The sequence below is a fragment of the Bacillus sp. OxB-1 genome (assembly GCF_000829195.1).
Taxonomy (GTDB): domain Bacteria; phylum Bacillota; class Bacilli; order Bacillales_A; family Planococcaceae; genus Sporosarcina.
The window spans coordinates 1,886,731-1,908,680 of sequence record NZ_AP013294.1 but is presented as its reverse complement, the minus strand read 5'-3'; the positions used below and the strand labels follow the sequence as shown (position 1 = coordinate 1,908,680).

Annotated in this window: 26 protein-coding genes and 1 pseudogene; 8 read left to right on the top strand and 19 right to left on the bottom strand. The window is 47.7% G+C overall.

Annotation, left to right across the window (positions count from 1 at the left end):
• Positions 1 to 58: 58 nt before the first annotated feature.
• Positions 59 to 622 (bottom strand): phosphatidylglycerophosphatase A family protein, encoded by a 564-nt coding sequence (locus OXB_RS09375; RefSeq protein WP_041073715.1) that lies wholly within the window; start codon positions 620 to 622, stop codon positions 59 to 61.
• Between the two features lie 109 nt (positions 623 to 731).
• Here OXB_RS09375 and OXB_RS09370 point away from each other — a divergent pair, with 109 nt between their 5' ends.
• From OXB_RS09370 to OXB_RS09360, 3 genes are all read left to right on the top strand, one after another.
• Complete coding sequence (locus OXB_RS09370; RefSeq protein WP_041073713.1) at positions 732 to 1,454, top strand: esterase family protein; 723 nt, start codon at positions 732 to 734, stop codon at positions 1,452 to 1,454.
• Between the two features lie 86 nt (positions 1,455 to 1,540).
• On the top strand, positions 1,541 to 2,056 hold the full coding sequence (locus OXB_RS09365; protein WP_041073711.1) for a YjcG family protein: 516 nt from the start codon (positions 1,541 to 1,543) through the stop codon (positions 2,054 to 2,056).
• Between the two features lie 2 nt (positions 2,057 to 2,058).
• Positions 2,059 to 2,535, top strand: a complete 477-nt coding sequence (locus OXB_RS09360; RefSeq protein ID WP_144399677.1) for a GNAT family N-acetyltransferase — start codon at positions 2,059 to 2,061, stop codon at positions 2,533 to 2,535.
• Between the two features lie 245 nt (positions 2,536 to 2,780).
• Here the strand turns inward: OXB_RS09360 and OXB_RS09355 are convergent, their stop codons facing one another.
• From OXB_RS09355 to OXB_RS09330, 7 genes are all read right to left on the bottom strand, one after another.
• The gene (locus tag OXB_RS09355; protein ID WP_041073709.1) at positions 2,781 to 3,080 is read right to left on the bottom strand and encodes a hypothetical protein; all 300 of its coding nucleotides are present in this window, start codon (positions 3,078 to 3,080) and stop codon (positions 2,781 to 2,783) included.
• Between the two features lie 120 nt (positions 3,081 to 3,200).
• Positions 3,201 to 3,452 (bottom strand): stage VI sporulation protein F, encoded by a 252-nt coding sequence (locus OXB_RS09350; protein WP_041073707.1) that lies wholly within the window; start codon positions 3,450 to 3,452, stop codon positions 3,201 to 3,203.
• A 125-nt stretch (positions 3,453 to 3,577) separates the two neighbouring features.
• Positions 3,578 to 3,709, bottom strand: coding sequence for a YjcZ family sporulation protein (locus tag OXB_RS18225; protein WP_070098200.1), 132 nt, complete (start codon positions 3,707 to 3,709; stop codon positions 3,578 to 3,580).
• A gap of 116 nt (positions 3,710 to 3,825) precedes the next feature.
• Complete coding sequence (gene spoVAE / locus OXB_RS09345; RefSeq protein WP_041073704.1) at positions 3,826 to 4,188, bottom strand: stage V sporulation protein AE; 363 nt, start codon at positions 4,186 to 4,188, stop codon at positions 3,826 to 3,828.
• Positions 4,189 to 4,197: 9 nt separating this feature from the next.
• Entirely contained in the window at positions 4,198 to 5,202 is a 1,005-nt protein-coding gene (locus OXB_RS09340) for a SpoVAD (RefSeq protein ID WP_041073702.1), read from the bottom strand.
• The gene (gene spoVAC, locus OXB_RS09335) at positions 5,196 to 5,651 is read right to left on the bottom strand and encodes a stage V sporulation protein AC (protein WP_041073700.1); all 456 of its coding nucleotides are present in this window, start codon (positions 5,649 to 5,651) and stop codon (positions 5,196 to 5,198) included. The genes OXB_RS09340 and spoVAC overlap by 7 nt, the downstream gene beginning before the upstream one ends.
• Positions 5,651 to 6,058 carry a hypothetical protein gene (locus tag OXB_RS09330; protein ID WP_041073698.1) on the bottom strand — a complete coding sequence of 136 codons (408 nt, stop codon included), beginning with the start codon at positions 6,056 to 6,058 and terminating at the stop codon, positions 5,651 to 5,653. The genes spoVAC and OXB_RS09330 overlap by 1 nt, the downstream gene beginning before the upstream one ends.
• A gap of 115 nt (positions 6,059 to 6,173) precedes the next feature.
• Between OXB_RS09330 and OXB_RS09325 the strand changes: the two genes are divergently transcribed.
• Positions 6,174 to 6,749, top strand: a complete 576-nt coding sequence (locus OXB_RS09325; RefSeq protein ID WP_041073696.1) for a CotY/CotZ family spore coat protein — start codon at positions 6,174 to 6,176, stop codon at positions 6,747 to 6,749.
• Between the two features lie 271 nt (positions 6,750 to 7,020).
• Here OXB_RS09325 and OXB_RS09320 read toward each other — a convergent pair whose 3' ends face one another.
• Entirely contained in the window at positions 7,021 to 7,452 is a 432-nt protein-coding gene (locus OXB_RS09320; RefSeq protein ID WP_041073694.1) for a hypothetical protein, read from the bottom strand.
• A 136-nt stretch (positions 7,453 to 7,588) separates the two neighbouring features.
• The gene (gene mgtE, locus OXB_RS09315; RefSeq protein WP_041076568.1) at positions 7,589 to 8,962 is read right to left on the bottom strand and encodes a magnesium transporter; all 1,374 of its coding nucleotides are present in this window, start codon (positions 8,960 to 8,962) and stop codon (positions 7,589 to 7,591) included.
• Positions 8,963 to 9,051: 89 nt separating this feature from the next.
• Here mgtE and prpE point away from each other — a divergent pair, with 89 nt between their 5' ends.
• Entirely contained in the window at positions 9,052 to 9,792 is a 741-nt protein-coding gene (prpE, locus tag OXB_RS09310; RefSeq protein WP_041073692.1) for a bis(5'-nucleosyl)-tetraphosphatase PrpE, read from the top strand.
• Here prpE and OXB_RS09305 read toward each other — a convergent pair.
• From OXB_RS09305 to OXB_RS09290, 4 genes are read right to left on the bottom strand one after another with little or no spacing between them, the layout of a single operon-like run.
• Positions 9,776 to 10,711, bottom strand: coding sequence for an RluA family pseudouridine synthase (locus OXB_RS09305; protein WP_052483962.1), 936 nt, complete (start codon positions 10,709 to 10,711; stop codon positions 9,776 to 9,778). The genes prpE and OXB_RS09305 overlap by 17 nt on opposite strands.
• Positions 10,704 to 11,513, bottom strand: coding sequence for an NAD kinase (locus tag OXB_RS09300; RefSeq protein ID WP_041073690.1), 810 nt, complete (start codon positions 11,511 to 11,513; stop codon positions 10,704 to 10,706). The genes OXB_RS09305 and OXB_RS09300 overlap by 8 nt, the downstream gene beginning before the upstream one ends.
• Positions 11,510 to 12,187, bottom strand: coding sequence for a GTP pyrophosphokinase (locus OXB_RS09295; protein ID WP_041073688.1), 678 nt, complete (start codon positions 12,185 to 12,187; stop codon positions 11,510 to 11,512). The genes OXB_RS09300 and OXB_RS09295 overlap by 4 nt, the downstream gene beginning before the upstream one ends.
• 18 nt (positions 12,188 to 12,205) lie before the next feature.
• Positions 12,206 to 12,595, bottom strand: coding sequence for a hypothetical protein (locus OXB_RS09290; RefSeq protein ID WP_052483961.1), 390 nt, complete (start codon positions 12,593 to 12,595; stop codon positions 12,206 to 12,208).
• A gap of 140 nt (positions 12,596 to 12,735) precedes the next feature.
• On the opposite strand from OXB_RS09290, the gene OXB_RS18220 reads away from it, so the two are divergent.
• The 3 genes from OXB_RS18220 to OXB_RS09275 all read left to right on the top strand — a co-directional run bounded on the left by OXB_RS18220 (position 12,736) and on the right by OXB_RS09275 (position 14,780).
• Positions 12,736 to 13,422 (top strand): lytic transglycosylase domain-containing protein, encoded by a 687-nt coding sequence (locus OXB_RS18220; RefSeq protein WP_041073686.1) that lies wholly within the window; start codon positions 12,736 to 12,738, stop codon positions 13,420 to 13,422.
• Between the two features lie 153 nt (positions 13,423 to 13,575).
• A complete protein-coding gene (locus OXB_RS09280; RefSeq protein WP_041073684.1) occupies positions 13,576 to 13,968 on the top strand; it encodes a globin domain-containing protein in 393 nt (130 codons plus the stop codon).
• Positions 13,965 to 14,780: a DsbA family protein gene (locus OXB_RS09275; RefSeq protein WP_052483960.1), complete on the top strand. Its 816-nt coding sequence runs from the start codon at positions 13,965 to 13,967 to the stop codon at positions 14,778 to 14,780. Before OXB_RS09280 ends, OXB_RS09275 begins: the two co-directional genes overlap by 4 nt.
• A 675-nt stretch (positions 14,781 to 15,455) precedes the next feature.
• Here the strand turns inward: OXB_RS09275 and pepF are convergent.
• From pepF to OXB_RS09250, 5 genes and pseudogenes are all read right to left on the bottom strand, one after another.
• A complete protein-coding gene (gene pepF / locus OXB_RS09270) occupies positions 15,456 to 17,273 on the bottom strand; it encodes an oligoendopeptidase F (protein ID WP_041073682.1) in 1,818 nt (605 codons plus the stop codon).
• Positions 17,274 to 17,314: 41 nt separating this feature from the next.
• Positions 17,315 to 18,460: a competence protein CoiA gene (locus OXB_RS09265; protein WP_052483959.1), complete on the bottom strand. Its 1,146-nt coding sequence runs from the start codon at positions 18,458 to 18,460 to the stop codon at positions 17,315 to 17,317.
• 427 nt (positions 18,461 to 18,887) lie between these two features.
• Positions 18,888 to 19,547 carry an adaptor protein MecA gene (mecA, locus tag OXB_RS09260; protein ID WP_041073680.1) on the bottom strand — a complete coding sequence of 220 codons (660 nt, stop codon included), beginning with the start codon at positions 19,545 to 19,547 and terminating at the stop codon, positions 18,888 to 18,890.
• 253 nt (positions 19,548 to 19,800) lie between these two features.
• A complete protein-coding gene (spxA, locus tag OXB_RS09255; protein ID WP_041076558.1) occupies positions 19,801 to 20,196 on the bottom strand; it encodes a transcriptional regulator SpxA in 396 nt (131 codons plus the stop codon).
• 497 nt (positions 20,197 to 20,693) lie between these two features.
• Positions 20,694 to 21,833: pseudogene (locus OXB_RS09250) on the bottom strand (putative glycoside hydrolase).
• Positions 21,834 to 21,950 lie beyond the last annotated feature (117 nt).

The following is a 21,950-nucleotide window of genomic DNA, read 5'->3' as shown; positions in this document are numbered from 1 at the left end:
AATCACACAAAAAAAGCCTGAAAAGGGGAGCCGTATCACCTTTCCAGACTATCGACTTTCAATCCGCTTTTTCTTTTTCTTCCTGTTCCACGTCTTGCAACATCTCTTCCGCTTCCTGCAAGTCGCGTGTCCGGTGGGCGGTCCGGGAGGCGGCGCATGCCGCGACGCTTGCAATCAAATCATCCAGGAATGTGTGGATGCCGTTTCCTTTATTTGTATCCAACTCATTGATGATTCCGATTTTATTCTTATCCAGGTGTCCGAAAGTCGTCACTGCAATGGAACCATATGTAAACACGGCTCCTAGCGCAATCGTTTCATCCACCCCGAAAAGCCCTTCATCGGCTTCGACGATTTGCTGGAGCGGCGCGGAGAGCATTCCTTTTTCCGCCAGCTCATCCAGTTCGATGCCGACTAAGATCGCGTGCTGGAGTTCCCGTTTCCGCAGCACGCTTTCCACGGCATTGATGCAATCCTCCATTTTCAATTCCGCGTTGTAAGGAATTTGCATTTCATACACGATCATTGCAATATCTTCCACTGTTACTCCGCGGCGGAGCAACGCCTGTTTTGTCGCTTCTGTCACCACTTTTGAATGGACGATCTTCGTTGTGTCAAACATGGTAGTCAACCCCTTTATTTGTCATGCGTCTCACAATATGACCATTATGCCTGCTCCACCCTTTATGATACAATCCCGATAGAATCGCTTTCACTAGGAGGAATGGAACATGAATTATGGCAAGATTGAAGATATTACATTATACAGTAAAGAATTGGATGAGGAAATGCAATTGCTCATTCACTTGCCCCACAATTACACACCGCTTTTCACGTATTCCGTATTAATCGCTTCGGACGGGAAAGACTATTTCCAGTATGGCCGAATTGGGCGTGTCGTGGATGAATTGCTGGATGAAGGCGAGATTGAAAATGTAATTGTTGTCGGAGTGCCTTATAAGAGCGTTTCGGAGCGGCGACGCATGTATCATCCGGAAGGCGACCGCCATCAAGCGTATATCCGGTTTCTTGCGCATGAATTGGTCCCGTACATCGATGCCAACTATCCGACCGACCAAATCGGGGGTCGCCGCGGACTGATCGGGGATTCCCTCGCTGCGACCATATCACTTTTGACCGCGTTGAAGTATCCTAATATATTCGGAAAAGTGCTTCTTCATTCCCCTTATGTCGACCAATCTGTCCTGCAAGCCGTTGAAGCGGTGAACGATCCTTCCTGTTATTTCATCTATCACGTCATCGGGAAAGGTGAAACCGAAGTGAAGACGACAGTGGATGGAATCCAGGACTTCTTGACGCCGAATCGGGAGCTGAATGAAGTCATCGGAAGGAGAAGGATTCCTCATTACTATGAGGAATTCGACGGGGACCATACATGGAAGCATTGGCAGCCCGATGTCCGTCGCGCAGTCCAAATGGCTTTCGGCGAATGATGATATGAACAGACAATCATTTGCATCTCTGTTATAATTGAAATTAGATTGGCTTTACTAAACATTCCCACAAGGAGGTCTTCATTATGAAATATGGAATTGTAGCGTTTCCTTCAAAAAAACTCCAAGATCTTGCTAATGCCTATCGGAAACGGTACGACCCGCATTATGCGCTCATTACTCCCCATCTGACGCTGAAAGAAGTGTTCGATGCTGAAGATCATGAAATCGACGAGGTCGCGAAATCGCTGAAGAAAGTGACGATCAAGCACCGCCCCTTTGAATTGAATGTTTCGAAAGTCAGCACATTCGCTCCGATCACGAATACAATCTACTTCAAAGCTGAACCGAATGAAGAGCTGCTTGCGTTGCATAAAGACTTGAACTACAATTTTTTCGGAGAGGAACCCGAATTTAAATTCGTTCCGCATATCACGATCGCCCAAAAACTTTCTTCCGGAGAACACGATGACATCATCGGACAATTGAAGATGATCGGAGTGGATCATAGCGAAGTCATCGACCGCCTCCACCTTCTTTACCAACTGGAAGACGGCTCTTGGACGGTGTACGAAACATTCCGCCTGGACGAGGATGAGTGATATTGGTGACGGTCAAAATCGCCACTTCGGTGAATGAACGGGAGGATGCTTTTTTTGTAAGAAGGAAAGTTTTTGTGGAAGAACAAGGTGTACCACTCAACTTGGAACTGGATGAATATGATGAAACGGCAAGCCACTTCGTCGTCTATGAAGGGCAGACGGCGATCGGCGCGGGCCGCATTCGGGAAATCGGAGAATCCACCGGTAAGGTCGAGCGGGTTTGTGTTCTGGCTGAACATCGGGGAAAGCATCTCGGAATTCTTGTGATGGACGCCCTCGAACAGCATGCCGGAGCGACAGGTATGAAAAAAATCGTCCTGAACGCCCAATCATACGCCATTCCTTTTTATGAAAAACTTGGCTACGTCATCACTTCCCCGGAATTCATGGACGCGGACATTCCCCATAGGGCGATGGAGAAATCGATCGTTGGACACGAAGGAACGGACCCTGTCCATGCTTCCGTCCCTTCGAATTGACTGGTAGAGAGCTTGCTAGGAACAGCTTGAACGAAGGAAAAGGCCCGGATGCTCCTTAAATGGCATCCGGGCCTTTTTGTGTTGAACGGAGGGCACCTGCTTAGTCCCGTGAACGTTTCAGGGAACTAGGCTGGTGTCCTATTATAGGATCAAGTACTTCCATCAAAATCTTGTTCAAACTCTACGAAATCCGTCGAAGGCTTCACCTTCAGCCAACCGGAGTTTGAAAACTCCGCTGAATTATATTATACATATACATTGACGGATATCCCTTTACCGACAATCTGTGATATGGCCGGAGACAGGTTGACGGGATTCGGATGGATGAAGCCTTGGTATAGCGGTGGGGCAGAGCGTTTCACTGGTTCCGCCTCTTCTTTCAATTCTTCATCCTGTACATTTTTTTCTGTCAATTGTTCCGAAAAATCCGGCTCGAGCTCGGTTTTTTCCACTCGATCGATATACGTGTACCGCTTTTCTTCGTTATCCATTCGATTGGCATACAGCTGTGATTGAATCGGCTGATATGGTATGATATACCCCATGTCGCACACCTCTTCCCCATTTTTATATGATCCTCTTTGTTCTACCCTATTCTCCAACATATGAAACTAATTATGTGATTATTCATTCATTTGTCCTAAAAAAATGAGTTCGACTTGCAACTAATTACCGAGCATGTTTTGAATATCTGACAGATTGACAGACTTTCCATTCGTGAGAATCGACTTAACTAGCTCGTCTTCTACATGCGGTGGGACATCTTTTTTGGCCATTTTCCCTACTTTCCTGACAATCTTCCTCACTTGACGCTCATCGCTGAAATCTGCATATTGGATTGCATTTGCCAAAGCAAACACTTCTTCCATCGGCACACCCGTCTTGGATTCGATTTTCTTAAAAAACGAATCGTTCATCTTGTAAACTCCCTTCTTCTATATCCATTGCTATCATTACTAGAGGAGTTGGAAACGGACCGCAGCCGACAATATGCCGGCACGCGGTTCCGATTTTCTGTTAACTGGCCGCGTCAGTCATTCCCTTAGCAGAAACTCCTGCCCACAATAATCAGCAGGATAAAGAGAACAACGATAAGGACGAAAGTGGAACCGCCATAAGAGCCTCCCCCTCCATAAGCGCCCTGTACGCCGCCATACGGATTGCATCCAAACATGAAAATCCCTCCTTCCCTTCCACCTATACTATGCAGAGGCGACAAGAAAGGAGGGGGCGAAAACACAATGGATTCAATCACCCGGTATATTTTTTCTGCTTGTTCTTTGTCTCTCGTCAAACTTTCCCTTTCGGCTTAAATAGCAGCGCTGCGATGAAACCAAAGATGATCGCGGCGCTGATACCGGAACTCGTCACTTCGAACATTCCCGTCACCACACCGATCAATCCATGCTTTTCCGCTTCCGCCATCGCTCCGTGCGTCAAAGCATTCCCGAAGGAAGTGATCGGAATCGTAGCACCCGCTCCGGCAAAGTCGATAAACGGTTCGTAGAGACCAAATCCATCCAAGACCGAACCGATTACGACAAGTAGACATAGTGTATGTGCCGGTGTCAGTTTTGCCACATCAAACAGCAGTTGTCCAATGACACAAATCAATCCCCCGACGATAAATGCAGTGACATATATTGAAAGCATTTGACCCACTCATTTCATCGTTAATTCGACTGCGTGCGCAATGCACGGAATCGTATCCCCTTGCTGGAAGGACAGCGGGGATAGAAGCGCCCCCGTTGCGATAAGCAGAACCCGTTTCAATTCCCCTTTCATCATACTTCCATAGACTTCGGAAAAATAAACGGCTGCGGAACAACCAGATCCGCTTGCCCCCGCCAGGAACGACGAGTCATTCCCATAAAACTCTGATCCCGCATCCCTGAAATTCGGCGTGATCTCAATACTATGGTTTTCCGCCAGTGTCTTATATAGTTCAAAACCGGTCTTCCCCAAGTCCCCTGTCATGATCAGATCATAATCAGCGGCTTGCATCCCATGCCCTTGAAGATGGCGGACAAGGGTATCGGATGCTGCCGGTGCCATAGCGGCGCCCATGTTTAATGGATCTGTCATGCCAAGATCAATTGCACAGCCGATGGTTGCTTTCTCCACAATCGGATACCCTTCCCTCTTCGGCGTGATCGCTGTGACACCAGCCGCAGTCACCGTCCATTGCGCTGTTTCCGATTTTTGAACGCCATATTCGATTGGATAGCGGAATTGCCTTTCAATCGCGTTATGTTGACTGGAAGACCCCGCTACCGAACAGTTTGACATGCCCAGTTCAGTCACCATGGCAGCTGCAATGATGGATGAAACGGAGGTGGCGCAGGCGGAGAACAACCCGAGATAGGGGATCCCCAATGTGGTTGCACCAAAATTCGACGGGGTCATCTGGTTGACTAAATCTCCGGTGAACAGGAAATCGGCATCGGTCGGGATCTGTTCCAACTTGCTCAAAGCAATCATCACTGCGTCTTCCAGCATTTTGGCGTGGGCGTGCTCATTCGTCTTCAGCCCACAACGTTCATCGTCGTACCCTTTGTCGAATAATACGGCAAAGGGGCTTTTTTTCATTTCCAAAGGGCCCGCTGTTACACCAGTCGCAGCTAGGCAAGGAGATGTCTGGAATGTCAGGAGTCCACGTTTCACCATGAAGCGACCCCCAACTTCACGAGGATGGTCTTGATCAATGCGACAAGGAAGGCGGAAAAAACACCGAACAAGATGACCGAGCCCGCCAGCTTGAACATATTCCCGCCTACTCCAAGAACATACCCTTCCGTTTTATGTTCAATTGCGGAAGAAATGACCGCGTTTCCGAAACCCGTGATCGGGACGGCAGCTCCCGCACCGCCGAATTGGCCGATCTTCTTATATTGGCCGAATCCGGTTAGCAGCATGGCGAAGAAAATCATCGTCGCCACGGTCGGATTGCTTACAGTCCGCTCAGTGAAATCGAAGAACGTGATATAAAAGAGGGAGACTAGCTGGCCGACCAAACAAATGATACCGCCTGTCAGAAAAGCCTTGAACAGATTTTTCAGCAAAGGGGTCTGAGGCGACTTCTCTTTTTCTAATTTCGCATACTTGTTTTCATTCATCAGGTCTCTTCCTTTAATAAAGATTTTAAGTCATCGATTTTCTTGCCGACGTCCTTGTTATCACTGCCATTTATCAGCTTGGTCGTTTCGTACAGAATTTTACTATCGGCAGACACAGTGATATCCAGATCCGGGTAGAGCTTTTCCAACTCCTTTTCTAATTCCTTCTCAATTTTCCCTTTGCGGAAACGGGAAAATGTATCGACTCTTACTCCTGTCAGCAACTGTTCCTCGTGGAACATTGCACTGACCGACTTCAGCCGTTTATCTTTCTTGAATAACTCTTCTGCCTGCGTACTATCTTCATCCGTTGCGTTAAAAATCCGGATGCCGTTTCCCGTACATCCCGCCAGGAGGACGAGCAGAAAAATTGTGAGAACAAGCTTTCGGATAGGCGTCCCCTCCACTTTTTATACAGTATGCCTTATTCGTCAGAATTTTATTCAAAACCGGTATGTCTGCCCTTACGTACGGAAAAACATCGCATAAGGTATAGGGAATTGAAAAAAGGAGGTGTTAGGAATGGGTTGTGGAAAAACTGAGGATGTCGGAGGCGTTCGCGGACACGATAACTGCATCTGTGAAGTAGTGCGGGCAATCAAGCGCGTGCAAGACTTGCGCGATGATCGGGATTGTGACGACTGCGCATCCGACTGCTTTACAAGTCCGCTTGGCAGCATCGTAAGCCCGGCACGTCAACGTGCCAACACGCGTGTATTCACCCTTTCAAATAACAAAGGTGACTTGTTCAAAGCCTTGTTCAAACGGGAGCATCGCAAACACTGGAGAACTGGCGGACAATCCGAAGGCCATACTGGAGCGGAAACTGCAGGACACCACTATCACAATAATTGTATTTCTGTTTTCTTCAGAGTGCAGAACATCTTTGACAATTGTTGTGCCACATTGCAAGTGCTTGAGCCGCTTGATCGGAACCGGATGCCGGTCGATATCACGAAACACGGTAAGATCGACCTGGAGGAAATCTGCCGAGTCGAGAACTTCGCACCAACAGGATCTTGTATCACGGTTGACTTGAAATGCTTCTGTGGAATTCAGTGTGTTAAAGACATTTTCATTGATTGCGACGATTTTTAAGAGTCCGCCTGCAATGCGTGACTGCCCGTCCGGCTCAGCCGGCGGGCAGTTTTCTGCATGCGAAAACGGGGCTGTCCAGAAAGTGGATTCTCCGGTTAAACACGCAAAAAGCAAGGGCTCTGGTCGCTTTCCGCGGGCCAGCCGACGAGCCTCCTCCGGCCTACAGCCGTGCGGGGTCTCGTCGGCCGGCTTTCCCGCAGGAGTCTCCCGGCGCCCTTGCTTTTTGCTAGTATCCAACTCTGTGCCTGGACTTTTCGGACAGCCCGTTTTGTTACCGTTCTTGGAAAGGGGTGCCTCTCCAAAGAATTTCCTCAATTTCTACTAAATCGACGGCGGCAATAGTTTGCCCTTCATCCTCCAGTTCAATGAAAACCGATTCGCCTTCAATCCTTGCAATGGTTCCAGTTACGGTTTCGTCGCTTAACACAAATTGCAGCGGCTTATAGATCTGCCGGGGAAACGAGGAGGCCAAGTACATAATACGCCGGATTACTGACGGATTGATTGCCTTTTCTTCGGACACGGTCTCCTGCTCTTCGTCAGAACGGGCCACTTCCAACTGGACGGATTTTTTCTCAATCTCCTGCGAGTGGGGAGCGAAAATGGACGTACTCTCTTCCTCTAGCGGGGCTGGCTCTTCGGTAAAAGTGATTCTGACATAAACCGGCGGCGTCTGGATGAACAGCAATGGCTCATTATGCAAGATAGTCAGCACATCCTTTTTTAAAAGTAGTATATGCGCCCGGTTTCGGAGTGGTTCACCTAAGGGCGAAGAGCTCCCGGTTGGAAGGTTAGACCCAAATTTAATTTTCTTCAACAAAAAAACTTTCCCCCAGCTTTCAAAGATCGCTGAGGAAAAGTGTGGCAAGGCCTAGATAAATAATAATACTGATGACATCATTCAGTGTGGTGATGAATGGACCCGATGCGACGGCCGGGTCGATTTTCAGTCTATGCATGAATAATGGGATGAATGATCCGGAAATGGTCGCGACGAATATGGAGACGAGAATCGCCGCACCAACGAGAAGTCCGATGAGGAATTCATGTTTCCACACATAGATGAGTGCGACGACGAAAATGGCACAAAGCAAACCAGTGATCAATCCGGTTCCCGCTTCCCGAAGGAGCAGTTTGAATTTACTTTCGTCCTCCACATCCCGCGTTGCAATACCGCGCACCGCGACGGCTAGCGCTTGCGTCCCACTATTTCCGGCAGTCCCGGCAATCAACGGGATGAACGCGGCAAGCAAAGCCACTTTGGATATCGTTTCCGTAAATAAATCAATGAGGTTTGCCGTCAACATACCGAGCACAAGCAGGATGAGGAGCCACGGCAACCTCTTTTTCGCTGCCGAAATGGAATTGCGGTCGAACGTATCCATATTGGAAACGGCCGCGAGTTTGGAATAGTCATCGGACGCTTCTTCATCCAGGACGTCGATAATATCATCGACTGTAATAATACCGAGTATGTGGTTTTGGAAATCAACTACCGGCATGGCGAGCAAATTATAGTCTTTGATCATCCGGGCGACTTCTTCCTGGTCTTCCGAAACGAGCACATTGACGACCCGTTCGCTCATGATGGAACGGATGAGCGTATCCTCATCGGCAATAATCAGATCCCGGAGCGAGACGACACCGGTCAAATGGTTGTCGTCGTCCACAACGAATACATAATAAATCGTCTCCGCTCCCGGCGCTTCATTGCGCAAAATGGTCATGGCCGAACGGACGGTGGAGTTTTCCGGCACCGTGACATACTCCGTCGTCATGATGGAACCGGCCGTGTATTCTTCGTAATGCAGCAAGGCCTTGATCTCGGCGGCAGCTTCCTTGTTCATCAAAGTCAGGTAGCTGACGACTTGTGATTTGTCAAGTTCATTCAGGACATCGACCGCGTTGTCGACGAACATATAGGAAATCATGTCGGCCGCATACGTCGTGTCCATCTCCTGAAGGAAATCCCGATATTCGTCTTCTGCAATCTCACTCGTCTCAAAAATTTCCGCGAGTTCTTTCGGAGATAAATATTGGTAGATTGTCCGGCGCAGTTCCGCGCCTACCTTCTCATAAAACTTTGCCCGATCATACGGGTGAAGCATGAAATACTCTTCACGGAATTCCCGAATATTCCTTCCTTCCAACAATTCCTGCAACTTCTCTTCATCATAGCTGATTTCTTCTTTAAAATCTTCATGCATTGTCATCATACACCTTCCTCTCGATGCGCGGGAGTGATTGCTTTCAATAGGGGATACTATATACTAAGACATAGAATTAAAAAGGGTGAGCAAATATGAAATTCGATATTATAGGCGATATCCACGGTTGTTATGACGAACTTCTAGCATTGATCGACAAGCTGGGCTACGAAATGAAACAACATGTGCCGATCCATCCGGATGGCCGTAAGCTTGCATTTGTCGGGGACGCGATGGACCGCGGTCCGAATTCACTGGAAACATTAGAACTGTTATTTCGCATGCAGGACGACAGAATTCTACATTATTCCCCGGGAAATCATTGTAATAAATTTTACCGCTTTGCAAAAGGGAATCATGTCGAACAAATCCACGGCCTTGAAACGACGGTCGCCGAGTTGAATGGACTGCCGAGCGGCAAGCGCCTTGATTTTCTTAAACGGTATCGGCAATTTTACGAAGCCTTGGAACTCTATCAAGTATTGGACGATGGGAAACTGGTCATCGCACATGCCGGCATACGAGAAAGCATGATCGGTGAACCGGAATCGAAAAAGATCCGCGTGTTCGTAACATATGGCGATGTCACCGGTGAACGGCATCCGGACGGGCGGCCAGTCAGGCGGGATTGGGCCAAAACCTATAAAGGTTCTCCGCTCATCGTCTATGGCCATACACCTGTCCGGAAGGCCCGTTTCCTGAATAATACGGTGAACATCGACACCGGCTGTGTATTCGGCGGCAGCTTGACCGCCCTCCGCTATCCCGAGATGGAGATTGTCGATACACCATCCTTGCAGCCGTATATGCCCGACCGATTTACAGATTTCGACTGATGACACCATGATCCGTGCTGATAAGTTGCAGCATGTCTGCGGGGATTTCACTTCGGAATAGCATTTCTTCTCCTGTTAGTGGATGAACGAACCTCAACACCCCGCAGTGCAATGCCTGCCGCTCGATCAATTTTCTCTTACCTCCATATAGATCATCCCCCGCCAATGGATGCCCGGACCAATGCAGATGGACCCGGATTTGATGCGTCCTTCCCGTATGCAGGACAAGGGAAATGAATGAAAGTTCTTCCCCATCTACCCGGTGATGGGAAAGCAACATGACATCCGTTCTCGCATATTTCCCATCTTGTCGGACTTCCCTTTCAATTATACTTCCCTCTTTCCGTCCGATCGGTTGCTCGATTGTGAATCCGCCTGCCGGAAGACGCCCTTCTGCAACCGCAAAATATTTCCGGTAAATGCCCTGCACTTTGAACTGTTCGCTTAACAAATGATGAATATGGCGATTTTTTGCAATGCAAAGCAATCCCGACGTGTCCCGGTCCAAGCGCGTGACAATGTGGACCGTTGCCGGAACCCCTTCCTTTTTGAATTTTCCGGCCACCCGATTGGCAATGGAGCCGTCCGGGTGGTCCCTCGACGGTATCGTGCTCCGGTTTGCAGGCTTGTCTAAAATGAGCAGAGCTTCATCTTCATAAACGACGGAAAGGGCTCCGTCTTCAGGTCGAAGCCCTTCACTTGGACGCTCCTCCGGAAAAATCACCGTCACCAGGTCGCCATTTTCGAGCGGATGGCGAACCGTACGCTCCGCGCCGTTTACTTGGAGGGCCCCGCCTTCATATTTCAATGCGGTCAACGTCCTTTTTGAAATCCCTTTGGAATGCAGGAACTCCCGCAACAGTATATTTTGTTCTTCCACTTCGAATTGTAGCCGAAACCGGAAGTCGGGCTTATTCATTTTCCACTTCACTCGCCACGAATGAATCGGAGACCCTTTTCCAGAAAGGGAATGGCCGGAATCTGGCAAACCGGACTTTTTCTTCCGCTACTTTGTATTCAATCGACTTGACATCTTTATGAAGCAGTTGCAGATGGTCGATCGTCAACATGAAATCGGGCCCGTTCACCGGAACAAGCATCAAGCTATGGTGTTTCGGCAAAACGAGCGGCGAGCCGACCGTCCGGAAGACCCGGTTATTGATGGATGCCATTTCCGTCAATTGAAGTGCCGGGATGGCCGGATGGATGATGGCTCCCCCGAGCGCTTTATTATAAGCGGTGGAGCCGGATGGCGTGGAAATACATAACCCGTCGCCCCGGAACCGCTCAAAATGCTCCCCGTTCAACTCGACGTCCATGACGAACGTCACTTCCGGAGACTTGACTGTCGATTCATTCAGCGCCAAATATTTGGTGCTCTTCTGGTAATGCTGATAATTTATCGTCACCTCGAGCAACGGATAATCCGCCGCTTCGTATTCTTTCCGCGCAATGGCGATGACAAGTTTTTCAATTTCAGAAGGTTTCCAATCCGCGTAGAATCCGAGATGGCCCGTATGTATCCCGACGAACGACGTATCCTCCAGACGATGGATATATTTATGGAACGCGTGGAGGAGCGTGCCGTCGCCGCCGATTGAAAGGACGATTTCCGGCTCTTCTTCATCAAAAACCAAGCCAAACTCTGTCAAATATTTTTTGGCCTGCTCCATCAGTTCGTTCGATAATTTATCATTTCTTGACTGGACTGCGAATTTCATCCCTTTTGCCCTCCCCTCTTTTTCTTGTTCGAATAACTCCGGTTGGCCGTTTCTTTATAGGCCGTGAAATATTGCTGCGCTTCTTGGATTTCATCGCGGATTTGTGACATTTCTTCATCCAGCTGGAAGGCCGCTTCTGCGGCACGCTCCAACCGTTGCCGGATTTTCTCAGGCATTTCGCCTTCATATTTATAGTTCAAGGAATGCTCGATGGATGCCCAGAAATTCATCGATAAAGTCCGGATCTGGATTTCGGCGAAGATCGTCTTCTCCCCATGGATCGTTTGCACCGGATATTCAATGATCATATGATATGACCGATAACCGCTCGGCTTTTTCCGTGCGATATAATCCCGCTCCTCGACGACCCGGAGATCTTTCCGTTCCCGCAATGTATCCACGACGGTCCGAATATCATCAACGAACTGGCACATAATACGGAGACCTGCAATATCCGGGATTTCGGCGGCGAGCTCACTCGACGGCTCAAAAGGGATTCCTTTTTCCAACGTCTTGTCGTAAATGCTTGGAAGCGGTTTGACTCGGCCAGTCACGAATTCGACTGGCGTGTGGACTTCCTCCAATTCGTATTGGGCACGCAACCCTTTCAGCTTCACCTTCAATTCGGAGACCGCTTGTTTATACGGTTGTAGAAATTCCTTCCACTCTTTCAAATGGATCCCCCCTCGACCTTACTCCGCACCTTGCAAAATCGAGCCGAAAGCATGCTCGACAGATGTGGAAAAGGCCTCCCCATAATTATCGTTACCCTCTATATTATAAATTAGCATCGTCAGTTCTTCCTTGAATCCGACGAGGGGCATGATGTCATCTTGCCAAGAGAGGACCGGATCGATTCCTGTTTTCAGAGCGTCCACCATGTAAGGCCAGACGTTCTCTGGAAAACGGAGCTGCCCGTACCCTTCCTCTTGTTCAAATAAATAAACGAATGCCAGTCCATCCGAATCCGTGATCATTTTCCCGGCGGGTTCGCCCGAAGGACGGCTAGCGGGATCATTCATTATAAAATGGATCTTTCCATCTGTTTCGAATCCGCGTTCCACAACATTTTGAATAGCCACACTCTCTTCTTCCCTTCACATGTCTTTACGTTCAGTCTACCATATAGGAGGCGGTAGCGCAGTTCAGATGATGTGTTTTCCGCCTTGAATTGGTATAATAGAGGAGAAGGCCAGTCCTGATATCGAAAGGAATGAGATGGATGGATGCACGTTCAATCCGTACATTGATGGAAATCAATTCACTGCAATCCCTTGGAAGCGTCCAAACGTATGCGGGCCTCTCCAATTCTTCACCCGCCCTGTTTCAATTGATGCTCAAGGATATGATCCAAAGCACTTCCATGACTGACTCCTTGTCATCCGTATCGGCCATGACAATCGAATCCGCAACGTCACCAGAATCCTTGCGGTACGGTGGGATGAACCCGATTTACATTCCCGATATGTCCTCTCCCGTACAAGCTCACAATATAGTAAATCTCCCGGCCACGCGACAGACTGACGCAAGTGAAGGCGCATATGCCACTATCATTAAACAGGCAGCTGAGAAATATAATATACCGGAAAAGCTGATCGCTTCGGTCATCCGGCAAGAATCCAATTTCAACACTACAGTGGTAAGCCGGTCAGGTGCTCAAGGGCTGATGCAGCTCATGCCAGGCACTGCAAGATTTCTTGGAGTAACTGATAGTTTTGATCCAGTGCAGAATATTATGGGGGGCACAAAATATTTGCGCCAAATGCTGGATCAATTCGGCGGTAATATCGAACACGCACTCGCCGCCTATAATGCGGGACCTGGAAATGTGAAAAAGCATGGCGGAATTCCTCCGTTCAAAGAAACCCAGCAGTATGTCAAAAAAGTGCTCGGCTATTTTCAGGGGTGAACAAGGAGATGTCAAGTCTTCAAAGTGGGCTTAACCCTTGAGGGGCGTGCCTAGGAAGGCCTCCCGCTTTAGTCACCTAAGCTGTTTTATTTGTGAAAGATCTGTGGGATTGATAGAATGTCAATACAGTCAGAGCAAAGGAGATTGACATATATGACTCGAAAACCTTTGATCCCTTATGAGGAGATCGGTGCGGAAAAGTTGTCGGATCTAATCGATAGATTTTATGAGAAAGTTGCAAAGCACCCGGACCTGTACCCGATTTTCCCAGATGACCTGACGGAAACAGCACGGAAACAAAAACAATTTCAAACTCAATATTTAGGTGGACCTAATTTATATACGGAAGAACACGGCCATCCGATGATGAAAGCACGCCATATGCCTTTTCCCATCACGCCGGTGCGGGCAGAGGCGTGGCTTTCCTGTATGTCGGAAGCAATGGATGAAGTGGGACTCGAAGGGCCCTTTCGGGAGATGTACTACAAGCGCCTCGTCATGACTGCACACCATATGGTCAATCGTATCGGGGAGGATCGTCCGTGAATCGGCGAATACTTTTGGACAATCCAATCAGTCCGACGTCTGCGACGACCCGGCCGATTGAACTGTATGTTTTCATCGATCCGCTTTGTAACGACTGCTGGTTGCTGCAGCCGATTTTGCGTAAATTGCAAATCCAGTACGAGCGCTATTTCACACTTCGGATTGCTCTTCGGACATCCATGCCGACGATGAACATGAAATGTCTTGAAGCGAATGAGGATCCGAAGGCTTGTAGTAAACTACACCCTTCCTTTCCAAGCATTGCTGTCAAAGCCGCCGAGTTTCAAGGAAAGCGGGCCGGTTTCCGGTTTCTCTCCAAGATGTTGGAATATTCATTTTTAAAATCTCGCAATGTCTCCTCCTTTTCAGTTCTCGTGGAGATTGCGGAAAAGGTCAATCTGGACGTCGATGAATTCATCCGGGATTTTTCTTCCAAAAACGTCCTGCGTGCTTTACAAGTGGATTTATATTTAGCAAGAGAAATGGAAGTCGAAACAGCCCCGACCTTTGTCTATTTTAATGAAAATATCGAAGATGAAGGCTTGAAAGTGAGCGGTCTCTACACCTTTGCCGTGTATGAACAAATTCTCGGAGAGCTCCTCGGGGAGTCCCTATCCCCCGATCCGCCTCCGACACTCGATGATCTGCTCCATCGTTTCGACACCATGACGACGGAAGAGATCGCCGACATTTACCAAATATCCGAAAAATCTGCGGAGCGCGAACTCAAAAAACGCCTCCTGCAACAACATGTGGAACGTCTCCTTGTCCAGGACACTACGCTGTGGCGTAGAAAGCCTACGACTTTATAATTTTTGAGGGCCTCACTGCCGGAATTCATCGGGCGTGGGGCTTTTTTGTTCTTACTGTGTGGGGGGACAGGCGACTAAGGTTGTTCGGGGAGGGCCTTATAGTTTTACGTTCTGCCGTGACAGTTCGGCCGGGTCAGGCCGGGCCAGGACAGCTCAGAGAAGTGTCCTGACAACTTCGCAATTTAACATGACAGTTCCACCGCGCCATGGCAGTTTTCGCTCGGGCCATGACAGTTCAGAGAATCGCCCTGACAGTTCGACAGTTTACCATGACAATTTCCGCCGCCCCATGACAGTTTTAACGCGCCCATGACAATTTCCGCACGAGCCATGACAGTTTTGCAGCCTCATCCCAGTTTCCACTAGGATCAAGAAACCGAATATTCCATGCCAAAAAACTCTCAAACAAAACGAAAAGAGCATCCACTCCTGGGGGGAAGTGGATGCTCTTTTACAAAGGGAATGGGAGAAATGTTCACGTTCAAACAAAAGGGGTGTATGTTTGGGATTGTGATTTATTTCACATCTTTAATTTATCATAAAATAATAGTAACATCAACATTTCACAATAAAGTTCACAAATTTGTAACATTTGGCAATCAATCCTCGTTCACCTCTGTTACACAGAAAAACCCCTTTCCGCTTGCAGCCCGCGGATCAAGGGGTTTCTTCGTTTCATTTCAGCAATAGGGATTCCAGTTCGTTCAGTCTTTCTTCGAAGACTCGGCATGCTTCTTCGATTGGGGCGGCGCTTGTCATGTCGACACCCGCCTTTTTCAGCACTTCGATCGGGTAATCGGAGGATCCTGCTTTCAAGAAATTATTAATATAACGATCGACCGCCGGCTCCCCTTCTGTCAGAATCTGATGGCTGAGGGCCACGGCCGCGCTATAACCTGTCGCGTATTGGTACACATAGTAATTATAATAGAAGTGAGGGATCCGGGCCCATTCCAAGCCGATTTCCTCATCTACGACCAAGTCATCGCCAAAATACTTTTTGTTCAACGCATAGTACTCTTCCGTCAGCTTCTCCGACGTCAATGCGACGCCTTGCTGATCCAATTGGTGGATCAAATGCTCAAATTCAGCAAACATCGTCTGACGGAAAACCGTTCCCCGGAATCCATCGAGCCAGTAATTGAGGAGATAGATCCGTTTCTGTTCGTCCTCAGTCGTTTTTAATAAATAATCATTCAGAATCGCTTCATTCACTGTGGAGGCGACTTCCGCGACGAAAATGGAATAGCCGCTGTAAATGAACGGCTGATTCTTCCGGGAGTAATAGCTGTGAACGCTATGCCCGAATTCATGAGCTAACGTGAACAAATTATTAATATTGTCTTGCCAGTTCATCAGAATGTATGGATTCGTGCCGAATGAACCCGAGGAGTAGGCACCCGATCGCTTCCCTTTATTCTCCCGGACATCGACCCAGCGGTTCTCCAACCCTTCCTTGACAATCGACACATAGTCTTCGCCGAGCGGCTGGAAGCTTTTCAGCATCGTCTCTTCCGCTTCCGGGTAAGTGATTTTCGTATTGGCTTCCTTAATGAGCGGTGCGTATAGATCCCACATATGCAGTTCATCCAGTCCATACACCTTTTTCCGCAGCGCTACGTAGCGTTGCAACAAGTGGACATTCTTATTGATCGTCGACACCAAGTTTTCATATACCGTTTCAGGGATATGGTTATTCGACATGGCGGCTTCGCGTGCGGAACCGTAGTTGCGGATCCGGGCGTTGACATTATGGCCTTTCACCGAACCGGATAATGTCGAGGCGAAGGTATTCTGGAACTCTTTATACTTCGAGAACATTGCCTTGAAGGCCCCTTCTCGGACGCTAGGGTCGTCACTTTCCAAAAATCGGATATAGCGGCCATGGGATAATTCGGCCTCTTCCCCACTCTCGTCCTTGACCATCGGAAACGTCAAATCGGCATTGTTCAGCATATTGAATGTTTCGGCCGGGTTTCCTGTCACCTCTGCCAATTGGGCAATGAGCGACTCCTGTTCAGCAGGAAGCACATGTGGCCGTTGGGTGTTGATTTCCCGGAATTCCTGCTTATATAGTTGAAGTCCTTTATGGGAATCCACTAAGCGGTCCAGCTCTTCCTCATCGATGGACAGAAGCTCCGGCAAGAAGAAGGAGAGCGCAGTCGACACTTTCACGTACAGTGTTTTCGCCCGGCTATCCAGCGCTTGATAGAAACTGTTCGTCGTATCCTGATCCGCCTTTAAATGCGCGTACGTATAAAGCCGTCGCAATTTTTCGGATAATTTATCCCGGTATGTCAACGCATCATATAAGGCTTCCGCGCCATTACGGAGCGTGCCTTTATAAGAGTCCGCCTTTTTCAAAAATTCTTCGATCGCTTTGTATTCCTGCTCCCAAGCCTCGTCCGTTTCGAATATATCCTCGAGGCGCCATGTCTCTTCCTCCTTGACTTCCTCCCGGGTCAATACTTTGTTCTTTGATTCACTTGTCATCCAAAGTCCTCCATTTCAAGCAAAGAGTAGATTTCATTTTCTCAATATTCGCTTGGTATTGCAAGGAATCTTCCTGCTAGAACCTTGATTAGACAGTCTTCGACGAGTTCATCGCGATTCTTGAGAATATCGACACGGGACCGGATCAGGAAATCACGATAGGCAATGCAAGCCTTTTCCATTTTCTCTTTATTTCCGTCATAGCGCCTGATGAATTTTTGGATTGGATAATTAGAAAGTTGCTTTTTCGGCAACTTTTGTTTTCGGACATCATGGATGAACGCCGTTTGCCATTCACAGTCATGTTCCCGGAATGCTTCCGAACCTCGAATGGGCATGCCAATCCAAGCAGGCAATTCGGATGGAATGAAACGCATCTCATAGCATGCTCGTAAAAAAGCATCGTTCAGGCCTTTGCGATTCATCCAGATGCGGTTTTTCAGAAAAGAGGCGCGGGCCGCCCGGTACAAATCGGCGTACCTTTGGATTTCTTCCTCCGTAGGTGCCTTAGGGCGCGAGAACGGGAGGGTCTGATGGGAAATCGACAACTTTCGATGATTGCCAATGTATCGTCTGCCAGCAATATGGATCAGGTTGCTGAAATAATGGAAAAATTTAGTTTCAGGATGGTAGGTGATTAATACGGAGCCTTCAGGGGGATGGTGGGTGAAGAACAGCTCATGAAAACGGGAAAATTGAAATATATCAATTCCGAGGTGTTGCTGGCGATGCTTGTCCGGTGTATGCAGCAACCAAAACGGTTCCAGACCGGCCCCGCGATAACCAGCCGTCCTCTCTTCCATCCGGGAGATGGGAATGGGACTGCATTGGAATTCAATCGGAACTTGTTCAGGATGAAGTGTTACGAGAAGATCAGGGCGCTGGGAAATCCGTTGGACAAACGGCTCCATTTCCACATGCTCTGCATGCTTCTGAAAAAAAGTGAACAACTGTTGCTTTCCAAGTAAGTGCGGCAAAGACTCCCCTTCGGAAAAAGCACCGGAACACGAAGTCGTTTGCTGATGGGCGAAATGCGGGATGACGATGTCGCCAACTTTCAGGTGAACGGAATTCTTACATTGCGGGCAATAAAACCGCTGCGTGTTTCTCATCTGGCGCAATCTTTCCCGGTTCATCGAAGGGAGAAGGACGATCCAATTGTCCTCTTGATCAAGAGCGGTCAACAAAAGCAACACTCCTTTCTATCTTAATATTACAAACCTTTATTCAAATAATCAAATAAAAGAACAAAAGCGCAGGGCGCTTGCTCAGAGGCGACAGGCATAAGACGAAGATGCGGCGTGGCGCTTTTTGCCACAGAGCAGCTTTGGCTTATGACCCCGAGCCTCTAGCGCCCGGAGCTGGACGTAAACAAACCTAATTTTGAAGGTTATCCACATGCCCGAATTTTATAATTTCCTAAGTAATAAAAAACAGCCACTTCAGCAGCGGCTGTTTTCTACTTATTTAACAAATGACCCCCATCTCCATAGGCGATGAGAGAAACTGTCCAGCGGATCCAAACGCCCGCTGAAGGATAACGCCTCGACGCACAGGGTCTCGCGATAGGAAGTTCAATCTCCGGACTCCTGCGCCGAGGCGTATTAATTCCCTTTATGAAAAGTATTTTTCAATCGTTTGAAAAACGTCAGATTCTATTACGAGAGTGCCGTATTCTTGAAGGCGATGGATGGTTACGTTCGATGCGTTACCAAACTCGGATATAACGCTGAACAAATCAGTCTTACGGAAGTCTTGTGCAGAATCCGGATCATAAGTCAGATACAAGTAATACTTATCTTCAAACGAATACAACGCGGTTTTGGCCTTATCATATCCCGACATGCGGCTCGCCAGTTGAATCAACTCTTCGAAATCTTTAAAGACGAACATATTATCGATCCAATCAAATCCGTTTTCATCTTCCTCGTTCACCAGATCTGTCATTTCATCAAACACGTCACCGTCCGGTTGGAACATCTTTCGAGGGTCATCCATTTCAAACGGGGGTTCCAATTGCTGACCGTCAGAAGGCATTTGCGCCCGCGTCACCGTCACTTCGATGCCGCCGCTCATTGCATGGACTTGGATCCATAAAGGCCCTTCGATCTCGAAATCGCCTTCATCATTGATTTCGTCCATCATTTCCCAGAATAACTCCTCGCTTTTATCACGGTTATACCATACTTCTTCACGGGTGAACCCGCGTTCTTCAATATCGATATATGATAGGAAAAACTTAACTGTATTCTCATTGATGCGTTCTATTTCCATCCCTTTTCTCTCCCTTCTTCCGGAACAGGTCCGTGCCAGTTCCTCCATATTGTGTAGAGCACCTGCAATGCTTAGTACTAGTATATGAACATTCGCCATAAGGTGAAAGGTTTCCGTCACGGCGTTAGTGTTATAATTCTGATAATACTAGCATTGTAGATAACATCTGCCGGGAAAGCAAGGAAAATCGAAAATGCTGATAGGCATACGGCATTTTTCAATGTCATTCCCATCAGCGTTTTAGAGTGTTTAATTAATTGACCATTCGCCTTGCTTCTTGCAGCTGATAGGCCCTCACTTTTCTCGGTAGGAAACGACGGATTTCATCTTCATTGTACCCTACCTGCAATCTCTTTTCATCTAGAATGATTGGTCGTCTAAGGAGGCCTGGATGCTCCTGGATCAATTCATATAGCCGTTGGAGCGGAAGGCTCTCTACGTCGATGTTCAGCTTCTGGAAGATTTTTGAACGAGTGGAAATGATTTCGTCTGTCCCGTCTTCCGTCATCCGCAAGATTTCTTTGATTTCATTTATATTTAATGGCTCTGAAAAAATATTGCGCTCTGTATATGGAATTTCATGTTCCTCCAACCATGCTTTCGCTTTTCTGCATGACGTACAGCTAGGTGATGTGAATAATGTAACCATCATACATTGACACTTCCTTTCAGTCGGCTTTTGGATATTTAAATTCTTCTTTAAATTAGAATGATTGTAATATGCTCTTTTCTCTTCTTATTATACACGTAATTGATACCAATGAATACACTTTTTCAAAAAAAATTAGATGACACTTCACAATTCCGCAATATTAATGACTTTCTGCGTAATTCTCTGTTCTGATTCAATGGTTCTTATCTGTTATACCCGGTTAGAAATTCTTTTAAACATCACTATGTCAATTCTTTTGCTTTCTCAATTAGAATCCCCTTGCTGAAAAAAGAAATTTTATCCTTCACACTATATAATACGTTTGAATAGACGGAAAGGTTTCATTAAAATTGTCAATAACCGCCATCCGGCATAGTATACCCGCATCAACTATTTTTTATGCACCCGGAAGGAAAATAAGTATAGATTGGGCATGAAAAGACAAGAAAAAACCCGGAAATAATCGAGTTTCCGGATATATCTATTATTTCTATTTACGGGACATAGTTGACGCCAGCCGTATAGCGGTTTCCGGCGTTCCAGAGAAGAAATTCATCGATGCCGTTTTCCTTGAGCGCCTTGATTTGCGCTTCGACTTAAGCTTTTCCATATCGTTTATAATTGCCTGCGCCTAGCCAGGATGCCGTGAAATCTTGGAGCCATGGGCGCGATACGGGTGGGTCTTCGAGTTTGGATAGCACTTCATTTTCCACCTTGGCGTATTCTGTCACTAACCGGTAAGGGTCCGTATCCGGTTTCGCGATGCCAAAATAGGAGGTCCAATGACTCGGGTAAATCATCGACGAGATGACATCGGCGTTGTCGGATATCTTGGAGAAGTTTTGCCCGATCCCTGGTGCTTCCGGCAAGGTGGCGGCATATCCGAGAATATCAACGGAGACATGCACATCATACGGCCGCAACTGCTCCCTCGCATAGGCGACGAAATCGGTCACCGCTTCCACCCGACGCTGCACCGGGTCCAATTCGGATTCCGCATAGTCGCCCATGTCATACTTCAACGTCTCATGTCGTTTTTCAAATCCTTCTGGAAAGCGCACATAGTCGAACTGGATTTCCTGTAAGCCCATTTCAGCGGCTTCCTTCGCGATGGCGACGTTTTGGTCCCACACTTCTTGCAGGAAAGGGTTCACGAATGATTCACCCCGGCCGTTTTCCCAGACAGCTCCACCGTCTGTGAATGAAAGATCGGGACGCTTCTTGGCAAGGACGCTATCTTTGAAGACAACGACCCGTGCAATCGGGTACATCTTCTTCTCTTCCGATGTTTTTAATAGAGCACGAGGATCTTTGACATACGGTTGTCCGATGTCCAAGGCAGCCAGCTCGGAATCTTCGGACGGTATATACGTGAGATACCCATGATCATCTTTAATGTCGATGACCATTGAATTCAAATCAGTCGTTTCAATTAAATTCACCAATTGGTTAAACCGCACCCCGCCTGCGGAATGGCCGGTCACGTAAACGCCGCGAACCGCATCCGGGTATTCAAATGTCAAGCCCGACTGAAATCGGAACAGTTCCGACGAAGCAATCACCGCTTCGTCAATTGTTGTAAATCCATATGTACGTTCGGCAAACTCTTGGGATTCTGTCATCTTCTTCCGCATTGCTAGACAGCGGATTCCAAAATGATAGCGTGAGGAATGACGCTAACATACAAGCCCCTATTTTCATGCAGACAACCTCCCTTATCAAACATCCTATCAAAATTTTCCAGAATATGC